Origin of the sequence: Pseudomonas sp. BN411 (genome assembly GCF_029871235.1) — a bacterium.
In the GTDB taxonomy this organism is placed as follows: Bacteria; Pseudomonadota; Gammaproteobacteria; order Pseudomonadales; family Pseudomonadaceae; genus Metapseudomonas.
Window position 1 is genome coordinate 130,337 of the sequence record NZ_SSOM01000080.1, and the last position, 13,501, is coordinate 143,837.

Here is a 13,501-nt window from a genome sequence, read left to right on the forward strand (position 1 = left end):
CTTCAGGCTCCCTGGCGCTGCCAGCGTTCATGGGTTTGACGTCCATCCAGCCCCAGCAACGGGCCGTACATTTCCGGGCGACGGTCTCGGTAGACGCCCCAATTGAGGCGTTCCTCGCGCATGGCGGCGAGGTCGAGCTGCTGGACCAGCACGCCGGTGCTGTCGCGGTCGGCTTCGGCCAGCAGCTTGCCCTTGTGATCGGTGATGAAGGACGAGCCGTAGAAACGCATCCGCAGTTGCGGGTCTGTGGTCGCCACTTCTTCGCCCACTCGATTGGCGGCGATCACCGGAAGGATGTTGGCGGCGGCATGGCCGCGCTGGGCCAGTTGCCAGTGATCGCGGGAATCCAGCGCCGCCGCGCCCGGCTCGGAGCCAATGGCGGTCGGATACAGCAGCACTTCAGCGCCCATCAGCGACAGGCAGCGGGCCGTTTCGGGGAACCACTGATCCCAGCAGATGCCGACACCGATCCGGCCGTAGGCGGTATCCCAGACGCGGAAACCGGTATCGCCGGGGCTGAAGTACTCCTTCTCCTGGTAGCCGATGGCATTGGGGATGTGCGTCTTGCGATACACGCCAAGCAGGCGGCCATCGGCATCGGCCACCGCCAGGGAGTTGAAGAAGGCGTTGCCGGCGCGCTCGAACCAGCTCAGCGGCAGCACTACGCCTAGCTCCCGGGCGAGGTCGGCAAAGCGCTTGAGGATGGGGCTGCTGCCATACTCCTGGGCAAGGGCGAGGTGCTTGTGGTCCTGCTCGATGCAGAAGTACGGGGTGGCGAACAGCTCCTGCAGGAGGATCAGTTGCGCGCCCTTGGCGGCGGCCTCCCGTACCAGGCGCTCGGCCTGGTCGAGGTTGCTTTCAAGGTCCCAGCTGCACGCGAACTGGGTGGTGGCGACGGTCAGCATGCTCATCGGTCACCCCTTCAGCGGCCAGGCCGGCTGTTGCTGGGTGATGCAGTGCACACCGCCGCCGCCGTGGGCCAGGGTATTGATCTGCACCGGCACCACTTCACGGCCCGGGAACGCCATGCGCAGGGTTGCCGCGGCTTCATCGTCGGCGGCAATGCCGTAGGCCGGCATGATGATCGCGCCGTTGGCGATGTAGAAGTTGGTGTAGGAAGCGCAGAACACTTCGGCGTCCTGGTCCACCGCTTCGCTGGCTTCGAAGAGTTCGAGCATCTCGAATCGGCGCCCCTGGGCGTCGGTGGAAAGCTCCAGGGCGCGACGGTTCTCGCGCGCCACCTGGGCGTAGGTCGAGTTCGGATCGCGGGTCGCGTCCACCAGCAGCGCGCCGGGACGAGCGAAGGCGCACACGCCATCGACGTGACCATCGGTCATGTCGCCGGTGACGTAGTCGGGGTCGCCCGGCAGCCAGATGGTTTTCTTCACCCCCAGCAGGCGAGCGAAGATTTCTTCCATCTCCACCTTGCTCATACCGGGGTTGCGGTTGGGGTTGAGCAGCACGGATTCGGTGGTGATCAGCGTGCCCTGCCCGTCCACATGGATGGCACCGCCCTCGTTGGTCAGGAAGGTATCGAGGCACTCCAGGCCCAGATGGCCGAGGATGCGCTGGGCCAGGCTTTCATCGAGGTCGAAGGACGATTTTCCACCCCAGGCGTTGAAGCGCCAGTTGACCCCGGCAGTGCCCAGGCGCGGATGGCAGACGAAGCTCGGACCGGAGTCGCGGCACCAGCTGTCGTTGATCGGCAATTCCACCAGTTCGATGTTGGCGCCACAGAGCTCGCGGGCACGGTCCGCGGCGGATGGGTCAACCACCATCTTCACCGGCTCGAAGCGGGCAATGGCGTTCGCCACGCGGGCGAAATCGACCTGTACGTCGGCAAGGGTCACACCCCAGCCGTTTTCCCAGAGCGCCTGATTGTGGGGGAAGGCCATCCAGGTGGCAGCGTGCGGAACCCATTCAGCGGGCATTACCCAGCCGTTCTGCGAATCGTTGATTTGCATACAAATGCCTTGGTTAAGTTTTTGTTATCACGAAGAAACCACGGCCGTGGTAATGGGTTGCATGCTAGGCCTGTAAAAACGCCGCAACAAACGATAGATTTTGCGGATTACTGATTAGTAGGTCTTATCGATCATGCTGAAACACTGGCCACCGCTGAACGCCCTGCGCGGCTTCGAAGCCGCCGCCCGCCTGGGCAGCTTCCACAAGGCTGCCGAAGAACTGCACCTCACCCAGTCGGCCATCAGCCAGCAGATCCGCAGCCTGGAAAGCTTCCTCGAACAACCGCTGTTCTTCCGCAATGGCCGCAGCGTGGCCCTGACCGACGCTGGCTTCGACCTGCTCAGCACCACCCAGTCGCTGCTGCAACACCTGGCCGTGGGCATCCGCCGCCTGGACCAGTACCGCAAGCCCAACCAGTTGGTGGTCAACACCACGCCGGCCTTCGCCCATCACTGGCTGGTGCCGCGCCTCGCGGACTTCCACCAGCGCCACCCGCAGGTCGACCTCTGGTTGCTGACCACCGACGAAACCCCGGACATGGCCACCCAGACCATCAACATCGCCGTGCGCGACGACCTCAGCGCCCAGGCCGAATGCAGCTTTCGCGTGCTGCTGGAGGACCGCCTTTACCCGGCCTGCCATCCCAGCCTGCTGGAGCTGGCAGCAGATGCCCGCACCACCCTGCACGGCGAACGTGAAATGGACTGGAGCCACTGGCAGGTACAGGGCGGCGCCTACGTCGGCCAGCAAAACCAGGGGCTGAACTTCTCCGATCCGGGACTGCTGCTGGATGCGGCCAGCCAGGGGCTCGGCATCGCCCTGGTCAGCCACCTCCTCGCCGGCCGCGCGCGGGATCAGGGCCTGCTCGTGCCCATGTCGGAACAGACCGTGCGCGGCCCGAACTGGAGCTGGCTGGTACGTCGCGAAAACGAGGGCGACCCCCTCACCCGTAGCTTCTGCGACTGGTTGATCGAGGCTCTAGAGAGGGAGTGAGGGCATTGACGAGCGAAACCGTGCGGGTCCACAGGGCGCGTTCCGCAGAGCCATCAGGCCATACCTGACAGGGGCAGGCGGCGGCGGGTACAATTCGCGCCTTACGTCATCCCTCTGTTGCTTCCTTTGCCGGATTCACCGGCCAGGATTACCGCCATGATTCGCATCAACGAACTGTCTCTTCCTCTCGATCATTCCGCCGATGAACTGCGCAAGGCCATCGTCAAACGCCTGGGTATCAGCGACGCCGATCTGCTGAACTTCACCGTATTCAAGCGCAGCTACGACGCCCGCAAGAAAAGCAGCGTCATTCTGTTCATCTACATCATCGATCTGGAAGTCCGCGACGAGGCGGCGATACTGGCGAGCTTTGCCGGTGACAACAATATCCGTCCAGCCCCGGATACCCACTACTACCCGGTAGGACAGGCACCGGCCGATCTGAGCGAGCGGCCTCTGGTCGTGGGCTTTGGTCCCTGCGGCCTGTTCGCGGCACTGTTGCTCGCACAGATGGGGTTCAAACCCATCGTGCTGGAGCGCGGCAAGGATGTGCGCAGCCGCACCAAGGACACCTGGGCATTGTGGCGCAAGAAGGTCCTGACCCCGGAATCCAACGTGCAATTCGGTGAGGGCGGTGCCGGCCTGTTCTCGGACGGCAAGCTCTACAGCCAGATCAAGGACCCGAAGTTCTACGCCCGCAAGGTCATGCACGAGTTCGTCCGGGCTGGTGCGCCGGAAGAGATCATGTACGTGAGCAAGCCTCACATCGGCACCTTCCGCCTCACCGGCGTGGTATCCACCATGCGCGAGGAGATCATCGCCCTCGGTGGCGAAGTGCGATTTGAAAGCAAAGTCACCGATCTGGTGATCGACGATGGCCAGCTCGAGGGTGTGGTGCTGGCCAGCGGCGAAACGATCCGCAGCCGCCATGTCGTCCTGGCGCTGGGCCACAGTTCCCGCGATACCTTCCGCATGCTGCATCGCCAGGGTGTGTTCATCGAAGCCAAGCCCTTTGCCGTGGGTTTCCGCATCGAACACCCCCAAGGCATGATCGACCAGGCCCGCCTGGGCAAATACGCTGGCCATCCGGAACTCGGCGCCGCCGACTACAAACTGGTGCACCACGCCAAGAACGGCCGCGCCGTTTACAGCTTTTGCATGTGCCCCGGCGGCACTGTAGTGGCGGCCACGTCCGAGCCGGAGCGCGTCGTTACCAACGGCATGAGCCAGTATTCGCGCAACGAACGCAATGCGAACGCCGGCATCGTCGTCGGCATCAGCCCGGAGCAGGATTTCCCAGGCGGCCCGCTGGCCGGTGTGGAGCTGCAGGAACGACTGGAATCCCGCGCCTATGAACTGGGCGGCAGCGACTACTGTGCGCCTGCGCAGTTGGTGGGCGACTTCATTCGCGGCGTGCCGTCGAACGAATTCGGCGAGGTGGAGCCCTCCTACAAACCCGGCGTGCGCCTGGGCGATCTGGCACCCTCGCTGCCGGAGTATGCGATCGAGGCCATCCGTGAAGCACTGCCGGCATTCGGCAAACAGATTCGCGGCTTTGATCGCGATGACGCGGTACTCACCGGCATCGAAACCCGCACCTCCTCCCCGGTCCGAATCACCCGTGATCACGAGACACTGCAAAGCCTGAACCTGCGAGGCCTGTACCCGGCCGGTGAAGGCGCCGGTTATGCGGGCGGCATTCTCTCGGCGGGCGTGGACGGCATCAAGGTCGCTGAAGCGGTGGTCAAATCGATGCTCTCCGAGCAGAGCCACTGAGCGCCACATCGATGAAATTCGACGACATCAAGAAACTCCACCAGAAGAAATACCGGGCCGAGTTCGGTTATTTCCTGGTGGAGGGCGAGCACCTGTTGCTGGAGCTGCAGAAGGCAGCCCAGCAGAATCCGTTGCTGCAGCGCAGTCAGCTGTATGTAAGCGGCGCCTACGAACAGTGGCAAAGCCCGTTTGAAACCCATGTGATCAGCGACCGCCAAATGGCGCATATCGCGGACACCAAGACACCGCAGGGAATCATCGCCCTGGTGCCCATGTCGGCGATGGACGCGCCGGTTTCTGCACCCACCTGGAACGAGCGCGCCATTTACCTGCATGAAATTCAGGACCCGGGCAATCTCGGCACCATCCTGCGTACCCTGGCGTGGTTCGGTAATTTTCGCTGCCTGCTCAGTCCCGGCAGCGTCGATCCGTATAACCCCAAGGTCGTGCGGTCCAGCATGGGCGCCATTTTTCATGCGCCCATGGAACTTGATGTGGAGCTGGATTCCTTACGCACACGCTTCGAGCGCATTGCCTGCCTGGATATGAATGGCGAGCGCTTGCAGTCCGCCAGCTTCAAGACATTCGATTGCTACCTGTTCGGCAACGAGGCACGCGGCGTGCCCCGCGAGCAGTTGGTCGCACTCAACGCCCAGCCGTTCACGATCCCCGGCTGTGGCGCCATCGAATCGCTGAACCTGGCCACGACGGTCAACATGTGCGCGTACGAACTGAACAGATAGCGGCTCGGGGAGCCTCTATCTCGTGAAGCGGCCCCGAATCGGTCTGCCAGGACCCCGGGGCCAAACCCGACTGCCCATATCGCCCCGGGCAGAGCCTTGACTCACTTACCGCTGGTCACACGCGTCCACAGTCGTGTGCTCAGGCGCATACCGGCCGGCGTCAGGGTCTGGATCGGGAACAGGGTATCGAGTACCGCCTGAGGCGGGTACGCCGCCGGGTTGTCGCGCAGTTCAGGAGCGACGTATGCCAGAGCAGCGGCGTTGCCGTTGGGGTATTTCACGGCGTTGCTGATATTCGCGATTACCTTGGGTTCGAGCAGGTAGTTCATGTAGGCATAGGCGTTGTCCAGGTGCGGCGCGCCTTTCGGTATCACCACCATATCGACCGCCACTGTGGAACCTTCGCGCGGGATGCTGTAACCCAGGTTCACATTGTTCCCCGCCTGGTGCGCGCTGCTCATGGCCTGTAGCACGTCGCCGCTGAAGCCGATGGCGACGCAGATGTTGCCGTTGGCCAGGTCGCTGACGTACTTCGACTGGTGGAAATATTGAATGTAGGGACGGACGGCCAGGAGTGCAGCCTCGGCCTTCTTGAGATCGTCGGGGTTCTGGCTGTGTGGGTCCAGGCCCAGGGTCTTGAGGGTGATGGAGACTATCTGCGTCGGGTTGTCGAGGAAGGCCACACCGCACTGACTGAGCTTCTTGATGTTCTCCGGGTTGAACAGCAGCTGCCAGGACTGGGTCACCTCGGTACTGCCGAAAATGGCCTTGATCTTGTCGGCGTTGTAGCCGATGCCTACCGTCACCCACATATAGGGAATCGCGTAGCGATTGCCCGGGTCGCTCGCCTCGAGAATCTTCATCAGCTTGGGATCGAGGTTGTTCCAGTTGGGCAGCTTGCTCCGGTCCAGCTCCTGGATGGCCCCAGCCTTGATCAGGCGCGGCAGGAAATGGTTGGACGGGCTGACCAGGTCGTAGCCGCTGCCGCCGGTCATCAGTTTGGCTTCAGTGGTTTCGTTGCTATCGATGAGGTCGTAGGTGGTCTGGATGCCGGTGCGTCGGGTGAATTCGGCCAAGGTGTCGTCGGCGATATAACCGCTCCAGTTGGCGATGTTGACGGTGTCCGCCGCATGGGCCGCGCTGGCCAACAACGCCGTTGAGAACAGTGCCGCGCAGGTGTGCTTGATCATCGGGTTCCTCTCTTGTTTTCGCTGAGGCGTATACGCCTGGGTTTCAACGTTCATTCCGCGCCCGCCAGACTTCCCAGGCCATGCGCACGCTGGCGCCGACATCGAAGAAAGGCCTGGGGGGGAGATAGCCTGGCTTGGCCTGTCCGAGTACATCGCTGAGCAGGGGCGAGTCCGCGCCGATCGCCAACTCGACCAGCAAGCGGCCCCACAGGGTGCCGCGCGCGACGCCGGAGCCATTGCACCCGGCTACCGCATGCAGCCCGTCGTCGACCCGAGCGAAGTACGGTTCCCCGGAACGGGTGCCGCTCAGATGGCCAGTCCAGGTGTATTCAAGATCGTGCCCCTGAATGCCGGGGAAGCGCTTCTGCAGCCCCAGCAGGTGTTGACGTTGGCGCGCGGCCAGCTCACCTGCGTCCAGATCGCGTTGGCGGTATTCGACTGTGTTGCGTATCAGCAGGCGGCGGCCTGGCAGCAGTCGCAGCGTGCAGCCCCCCGGCAGGGTGGAAAGCACGCCCCAGCCCTGTTCGTCGAACAGGGTCTGCCAGTGAGCCTCCGTCAATGGGCGGGTAATGCTGGCGCTCAACTCCAGCGGGAACGCGCCGCTGCGATGCAGTCCCACCCGCGGCAAAAAGGCGCCGACGCAGACCAGGACTTGCGCGGCCTCCACCTCGCCGTTGGCGGTGCGTGCTTTCCAGCCTCTGCCCGGCGTGCGGCGCAGCTCCGTCACGGCACTGTTTTCATACACATCCACCTGCACCGGCAGGTGATCGGCCAAGCCTTTGACGTAGCGCGCCGGCTGCAACAGCCCATTCCCCCCCGCGCAATGGATCGCACGGGTGTAGAACGCAGTGCCCAGGCGCTGTTTGAGGCCCGTTGCTTCGACGTAATGCGCCTCGGCGCCAACCGCGCTCAGCGTTTCCACCGCTTCTTCCGCATGATCGAGATGCGCAGGTTCGTGTACCGCGAAGTGGTAGCCGTCGTCGCTGAGCTCACAGGCGATACCCAGTTCGGCAATCCGCCGACGCACCTCGTTACCGGCGGCAACGCCGATGCGGGAAGCCACCTGGTAGGCGGAAAACCCCGGCGTGCCGATCAGTTCGTTGGCCCCCGGCAGCTCGTGGCTCACCACGAAGCCCGAGTTACGCGCAGAAGCACCCTGGGCGACACGCTGGCGATCCAGCAACACGATGCGCTGCGCAGGAAAACGGCTCGCCAAGGTATGGGCTGCCGAAAGACCGGTGATGCCGCCGCCGATGATGAGCCAGTCGGCTTTATGGGCACCTGCGAGGCGCGGTCGCACAGGGGATTCGCCAGCCAGAGCGATCCAGCCACAGTGGTTGTTCATTGCCTGTCACTTCCTCACAATCAATGCGCGAGAGTTATTGGCAATAACCCCATGAATGCGCCGTTGGCCCTTAATTTACGGGCACGCGCAACGTGACTCTAACGTTAAAAAATCATCCATCTATTCGGAATTAGCATGGATAAAATGCTCCGAGTTCCTTCACTCCAGGCACTGCAGGCCCTGGTTCGGGTCGCCGATACCAGCAACTTCACCGAAGCCGCCCGGCAGTTACACCTGACCCAGAGCGCCATCAGCCGGCAGGTTCAGCAGCTCGAAGAGCACTACCAGACCACGCTGTTCGAGCGCACCAGCCGCAAGGTCACGCTGACTGCGCATGGGCGAGAGGTGTACGAAGTGGCGCAGGAGATGCTGAAGTCCTTGCGCGCGCTGGAGCTGCGTCTGGCGCCACCGCCCCAGGATCGGCCCTTTCGCATCCGCATTTTCGTATCGCTGGCAGTGCGCTGGCTGTTGCCCAGGCTGAGTTCGTTCTACGCCATCAACCCCGGTTTGTGCCTGTCCATCGAGACCGTCAGCGGTGAGACGGTGGACACCGGCGGTGACTGCGACGCCTACGTGCTGTACCTGCCCGGCGGTCTGGACGAGCGTCCACTGACCCCACTGTTCGACGAGTACCTGATTCCCGTCTGCGCGCCCGAACTCAGTGGCGGCCTGGCACCGCCGCGCTCGCTCGATGAACTCGCCGGGCACGCACTGATCCACGGTTCCACCGCGCGACATGAGTGGACCCTCTGGCTGCACGCACAGCGGGACCAGGCCGAGCGCGGGTACAAACACCTCCAGTTCAACCTTGACGACCTCGCACTGGATGCCGCTGCACGGGGCCTGGGCGTGGCAATGACCGACAAGGTCCTGGCCCACGATGCATTGGTACGCGGCGACCTGGTGGTGCCCTTCGGCGAGGCGCTGCGAACCGGTGGCGTTTATGCGCTCTGGTTGCGCGACAGTGGCGTGACACACCCCGCTTGCCGAGCCGTTTTGAGCTGGTTCGAGGAGCAGGTTGAACAGACGACCACTGCCGCGAGCAGAAATTTACCCGGCTGAAGCCAGAAGCCGCCTGGCTGGATCGGCGCCTGTTGGCGCCTTGGCCAGCGACAGGTATATGGGCGAGCGTGAAAGGCCGAGTCACGAGGCAGGCACCGATTGCCTGCTCGAGAAACGTCGGAGACGTCTATGAACCACCATTCACTGCTCCAATAGGACCGCAAGAGAGCTGACCGAATCTCCGTTTGGGCCTAGTTTATCTAGACCAGTCTATATAGAAACGGAGATCGCTTCCCATGCCCACGACTTCCCACATCACACGCCAGCAATTGGAACAGGTCATCGCGGTTACCCCGTTCGCGCAGCTGATGGGCGCCACGATTCGGGAGTTCGGCAATGGCGTCGCCGAGTTCGAAATCGAGGTCAAACCCGAATTGATGCATCAGCATCACGGTTTCGTGCACGGCGCCATCGTCGGCTTCATGGCCGATAGCGCCTGTGCCTGGGCGGCAGCTTCCCTGGCCGGCGATGTCGTCACCGCGGAATACAAGCTCAACCTGCTGGCACCGGCCAGGGGCGAGCGTCTGCGGGCACAGGGTCGGGTACTGAAGGCCGGCGGCCGGACGCTGGTGGTGCAGGCCGACGTGTTCGCCCTGGAACAGGGGAACGAGAAACAGGTGGCCGTGGCCCTTGCCAGCATTGCCAGGGTTGGTGCCGCATGAACGTGCCCGAGGGATTCCAGCCTCTGCTACGCAGCAGTCCATTGCTCGATCTGCTCGGGCCCTTCTACTTTCGGCGCGACGCGCAGCATCGCCTGGTAGTCGCGCTGCGGGTCGAAGACAAGCATTGCAACCACGGCGGAACAGCGCACGGCGGGCTGCTTGGCACGCTTGCCGACGTTGGTCTCGGCTATGCCATGGCGTTCTCCCGCGAACCGCCACAACCGATGGTTACGGTCGGACTGCGTCTCGACTTCTGCGCCGTCGCGCGGGTCGGCGACTGGCTTGAAGTGCACACCGAAATCGACAAGCTCGGACAGCGCATGGCCTTCGCCTCGGCGCGGATCCGCACAGGCGAGCGACTGGTAGCCAGTGCCAGCGGTGTGTTCCATCTTCCCTGAGGCTCGGGCAAGCTAACCCGCCGTCGCCGCTACCTGGAGAGTCACGTTTGCCGAAGAAGTCCAACGCCGCCGAGCGCATCGTCCGGGCCACTGCTGCGCTGCTGGCCAGCCGGGGCTATGCCGGTACGGGCCTTAACGACATCATCGCCCGTGCCGAGGCCCCGAAAGGCTCGCTGTACCACTATTTCCCCGACGGCAAGCCGCAGATAGCCAGCGCGGCAATCGGCTTCGTCGGACGTGAGGTCTGCGATTTTCTCGACCAGGCCGGTGGACGGGCACCCCATGCGCGGAATGTGCTGCGCTGTTTCACCGCAACCCTACGTGGCTGGCTTGAGGATTCGCAATTCGCCGAGGCCTGCCCGGTGTTCTCCACCACTCTCAGCATCGACGCCGAGCTGGCGCCGGTACATGCCGAGTGCCGGCAGGTACTACAGGCCTGGCATGCCAGCATCGAACGCGCGCTGTGCGCCGATGGCCTGGAAAAGGAGGCCGCCGCCTCGCGCGCGTGGCTCGTCCTTGCCGCGCTCGAAGGGGCGGTCGCGATCGCTCGTGCCGAACAGTCACTACGAGCACTGCATGCGACAGAGCGTGAACTCCGGGAGCTGCTGCCGGCGTAGCCGTAGCCTGGCGCAGAGCGTGTGTATCGCGCAGCAGGGACGCCTGAGCTCCGGCAGACCGCTTAGCCCCCCTGCCCCGTTCGAACGTTCTAGAAAGTACTGAACGTTTTCCCGGCGCGGCATCTAACGACTCTGTATTCAATCGATTCATTCCACCGCCAATAGCGAACCGTTATGGACGCTGCTCTCAGGTCGGCAGGCTGATTGGATTGGCTGCCTATACTGCTCTGACCGCCCGGGTTTGCCATCCGTGTCGTCCCTCTCGTCGAACCCTGACGCAAAACCAGCAGTTACTCCCCACTGTTTCTGCCCCTCAGAAGACCAACAATGAAAAACTCAATCATCGTGCCAGCGGCGCTGGTCGTCGTTCTTGCAGGCTGTACTTCTTACTCATCGACTTCCGGCTCCGGCACTGGACGCACGGAAGAATGCAAGGCAACCAGCGAACAAGAAATCTCGGCGTTGTTCGATCGATGGAATCGGTCACTGCAAACCGGCGACCCACTCAAGGTTGTCGCCAACTATGCCGAGCACTCCGTACTACTTGCGACCGTATCGAACAAACCGCGAACGACCCCGTCCGAAAAGGAGGATTACTTCCAGCACTTCCTGGAAAACAAGCCGGTGGGCAAGATCGACTGGAGAATGATAGAGATCGACTGCAATTCAGCGGTTGATGCCGGGCTTTACACCTTCACGTTCGGCGCTTCCGGCACCCAGGTGAAAGCTCGCTATACATACACCTACAAATGGGACGGACAGCAGTGGCTGATCACCAGCCATCACTCGTCCGCAATGCCCGAGAAAAATTGAGGCGCCAAGGGCGCAACGCACCTCGACCAGGATGACTACTTCTGGCCAATTTGGCAGCTTTGGGTCGGCTCCGTCCGGTCGTAACCGGCAGCGCCGCCCATGGCTGCCCCCAAGGCAAAATCCGCGGGATCGAACCTCTCGGTGGTGTCCATCCGAATTCCTCGCAAGCCGGCCGTCTCCAAGTGAGATGCGTATAGAAGTTCGGAGAAATAGCTGATCAGAATGGAGCGGCGTCGTGCGCCGGTTGAGTTCAGACTGCCCGCATGCACCAGATCGACATCGAACACCAGGATGTCACCCGCGGAGCCTGAAAGCTGCACAGACCGGGACTCGTCATTGAAATCGAATGGCGGCTCCCCCTGCTCAGGGCGATGGCTGCCGGGGACGATACGTGTCGCTCCGTTCTCGGGGCCATAGTCGTCGAAATAAGCCAGGGCGTTCACCATGTCGCCTGGCCGTTGGGCCGACAAGTCGCGGTGCAGCCGCTGATGACCACCCTCTGCCAGAGGCTCGCGACCCTCCACCTGCGAAAGGAAGAACCTTTCCCCGATCAACTCACCAACCACTGCCAGCACCTCGGGCAGACGACACACAGCCTGAACCTTCCAATCATCGTCCAACAGCGAATGGCGCCAATCCATGCCACGCGGCACTGGCCATTGGCTCGACGGCTTCACGCCTGCATCGAACACAGCGCGAAGCTCACCCAGCCACTCCGCCGGAATCGCGCGAGGAAGCAGCACGTAGCCATCTCGATGAAGTTGCTCGCGGTCAGTCATGGCTTCCTCAATTCCTTTTTCACCAATGCGTCTTGCAGAACCGCCCGGAGCCAGACTAGAGCATCAGGTGTTAGTCAGGCGAATGATGCAAAAAACACTGCCTTTGGCAGAAGCGGCTGGTCACAAGTAGCCAGAACCGAATCAAGCAATGCAGTGGATACATGCGGGAATGATCAAGGGAACCCTGGCCGAGCCGCCCAGACGGAGACGTCAGGCACTGGCGACACCATGAAGGAGGTAATTGGCCAGCTTCGCGGGGTCTGGATGGATTTATGGATGGCGAAGTAACTGGATGTTGTTATTGATGAGGGTTTGTACGATTTCTATCGATCCATTGATGGCAAATTGAACCCCCATGCACACGAGCAAAAAGCCCATCATGCGTGAAACCGCATCAACTCCTGATGGGCCAGTTACCTTCATTATCAGGTCTGAAGCTCGCAAACAGCCCCAGAGTATCAGTGCGGTTGAAAGGAAGATTAATGGTGGCGCTATCAGTATCACCCACGATGGAAAAGTCGTGTTGTGCTTGATGGTGGCGGAGGCACTGATGATCAGCGCAATAGTACCCGGCCCAGCCGTACTGGGCATGGCCAGCGGGATGAATGCAAAACTGGCTCGTTCTTCCTTGCTGTTGCGAGAGGTAGAAGGCTCGGAAGGTTGAGGGAAGAGCATTTTTGCGCCAATTATTATCAGAATTCCGCCACCAGCAATTCGTAAACCCGGTATGGATATATTGAAAGCATCCATGATCAATTCACCTGAATAGTAGGTGAGTATCATGATGAGAAATACGTTAAGTGCCGTCAGGAATGCCTGTTTGTTCTTTTCTTCGCGACTAAGTCCTTGGGAGAAAGCCAGGAAAAGCGCCACTGTCGTTGGTGGGTTTATCAATGGCAGCAATGCCAGAAGCCCCAGCAAAACGGCGTCTAATAAGTCACCCATGCCCAGCCATCCTGAAAGTTTTCTAGTGATTCTCCACAAGTGCCTGGCTGCGGAAATCAATCTGCACCGGCATCGTCGTCTCAATATAGACGTAGAACTCACTGCATCCCCAGATAGAACTCAACGACCTATCGGCACAGATCAATTTCGGCCCAATTGCTGCTCAGCGTGAACCGATACGATCCAGTTCGCGCGGGCACCCGTCGCGGAATT

General features: G+C 61.8%; 14 protein-coding genes. 8 read left to right on the forward strand and 6 right to left on the reverse strand.

What is annotated here, in order from left to right; all coding sequences use genetic code 11:
- Positions 1-2 precede the first annotated feature (2 nt).
- Entirely contained in the window at positions 3-911 is a 909-nt protein-coding gene (gene aguB / locus E8F06_RS23580; protein WP_280371592.1) for an N-carbamoylputrescine amidase, read from the reverse strand.
- A 3-nt stretch (positions 912-914) separates the two neighbouring features.
- Complete coding sequence (locus E8F06_RS23585; RefSeq protein WP_280371594.1) at positions 915-1,964, reverse strand: agmatine deiminase family protein; 1,050 nt, start codon at positions 1,962-1,964, stop codon at positions 915-917.
- A gap of 133 nt (positions 1,965-2,097) precedes the next feature.
- Here E8F06_RS23585 and E8F06_RS23590 point away from each other — a divergent pair, with 133 nt between their 5' ends.
- From E8F06_RS23590 to E8F06_RS23600, 3 genes are all read left to right on the forward strand, one after another.
- The gene (locus tag E8F06_RS23590) at positions 2,098-2,958 is read left to right on the forward strand and encodes a LysR substrate-binding domain-containing protein (protein ID WP_280371596.1); all 861 of its coding nucleotides are present in this window, start codon (positions 2,098-2,100) and stop codon (positions 2,956-2,958) included.
- Between the two features lie 156 nt (positions 2,959-3,114).
- Positions 3,115-4,734 (forward strand): NAD(P)/FAD-dependent oxidoreductase, encoded by a 1,620-nt coding sequence (locus tag E8F06_RS23595; RefSeq protein ID WP_280371598.1) that lies wholly within the window; start codon positions 3,115-3,117, stop codon positions 4,732-4,734.
- Positions 4,735-4,745: 11 nt separating this feature from the next.
- A complete protein-coding gene (locus E8F06_RS23600; RefSeq protein WP_280371600.1) occupies positions 4,746-5,477 on the forward strand; it encodes an RNA methyltransferase in 732 nt (243 codons plus the stop codon).
- A gap of 101 nt (positions 5,478-5,578) precedes the next feature.
- On the opposite strand, the gene E8F06_RS23605 is transcribed toward E8F06_RS23600, so the two are convergent.
- Together E8F06_RS23605 and E8F06_RS23610 are read right to left on the reverse strand one after the other, a co-directional pair.
- The gene (locus tag E8F06_RS23605; protein WP_280371602.1) at positions 5,579-6,667 is read right to left on the reverse strand and encodes a polyamine ABC transporter substrate-binding protein; all 1,089 of its coding nucleotides are present in this window, start codon (positions 6,665-6,667) and stop codon (positions 5,579-5,581) included.
- A gap of 43 nt (positions 6,668-6,710) precedes the next feature.
- Positions 6,711-8,012, reverse strand: a complete 1,302-nt coding sequence (locus E8F06_RS23610) for an FAD-binding oxidoreductase (protein WP_280371604.1) — start codon at positions 8,010-8,012, stop codon at positions 6,711-6,713.
- A 135-nt stretch (positions 8,013-8,147) separates the two neighbouring features.
- Between E8F06_RS23610 and E8F06_RS23615 the strand changes: the two genes are divergently transcribed.
- From E8F06_RS23615 to E8F06_RS23635, 5 genes are all read left to right on the forward strand, one after another.
- Positions 8,148-9,074, forward strand: a complete 927-nt coding sequence (locus E8F06_RS23615; protein WP_280371606.1) for a LysR substrate-binding domain-containing protein — start codon at positions 8,148-8,150, stop codon at positions 9,072-9,074.
- Between the two features lie 236 nt (positions 9,075-9,310).
- The gene (locus E8F06_RS23620; RefSeq protein ID WP_280371608.1) at positions 9,311-9,736 is read left to right on the forward strand and encodes a PaaI family thioesterase; all 426 of its coding nucleotides are present in this window, start codon (positions 9,311-9,313) and stop codon (positions 9,734-9,736) included.
- On the forward strand, positions 9,733-10,134 hold the full coding sequence (locus E8F06_RS23625) for a PaaI family thioesterase (protein WP_280371610.1): 402 nt from the start codon (positions 9,733-9,735) through the stop codon (positions 10,132-10,134). Before E8F06_RS23620 ends, E8F06_RS23625 begins: the two co-directional genes overlap by 4 nt.
- Positions 10,135-10,181: 47 nt before the next feature.
- Positions 10,182-10,751, forward strand: coding sequence for a TetR/AcrR family transcriptional regulator (locus E8F06_RS23630; RefSeq protein ID WP_280371612.1), 570 nt, complete (start codon positions 10,182-10,184; stop codon positions 10,749-10,751).
- Positions 10,752-11,078: 327 nt separating this feature from the next.
- Positions 11,079-11,564, forward strand: coding sequence for a nuclear transport factor 2 family protein (locus E8F06_RS23635; protein ID WP_280371614.1), 486 nt, complete (start codon positions 11,079-11,081; stop codon positions 11,562-11,564).
- A gap of 35 nt (positions 11,565-11,599) precedes the next feature.
- On the opposite strand, the gene E8F06_RS23640 is transcribed toward E8F06_RS23635, so the two are convergent.
- Both E8F06_RS23640 and E8F06_RS23645 read right to left on the reverse strand, forming a co-directional pair.
- On the reverse strand, positions 11,600-12,343 hold the full coding sequence (locus tag E8F06_RS23640; protein WP_280371616.1) for a phytanoyl-CoA dioxygenase family protein: 744 nt from the start codon (positions 12,341-12,343) through the stop codon (positions 11,600-11,602).
- 270 nt (positions 12,344-12,613) lie between these two features.
- Positions 12,614-13,288 carry a MarC family NAAT transporter gene (locus E8F06_RS23645; RefSeq protein ID WP_280371618.1) on the reverse strand — a complete coding sequence of 225 codons (675 nt, stop codon included), beginning with the start codon at positions 13,286-13,288 and terminating at the stop codon, positions 12,614-12,616.
- Positions 13,289-13,501: the final 213 nt, after the last annotated feature.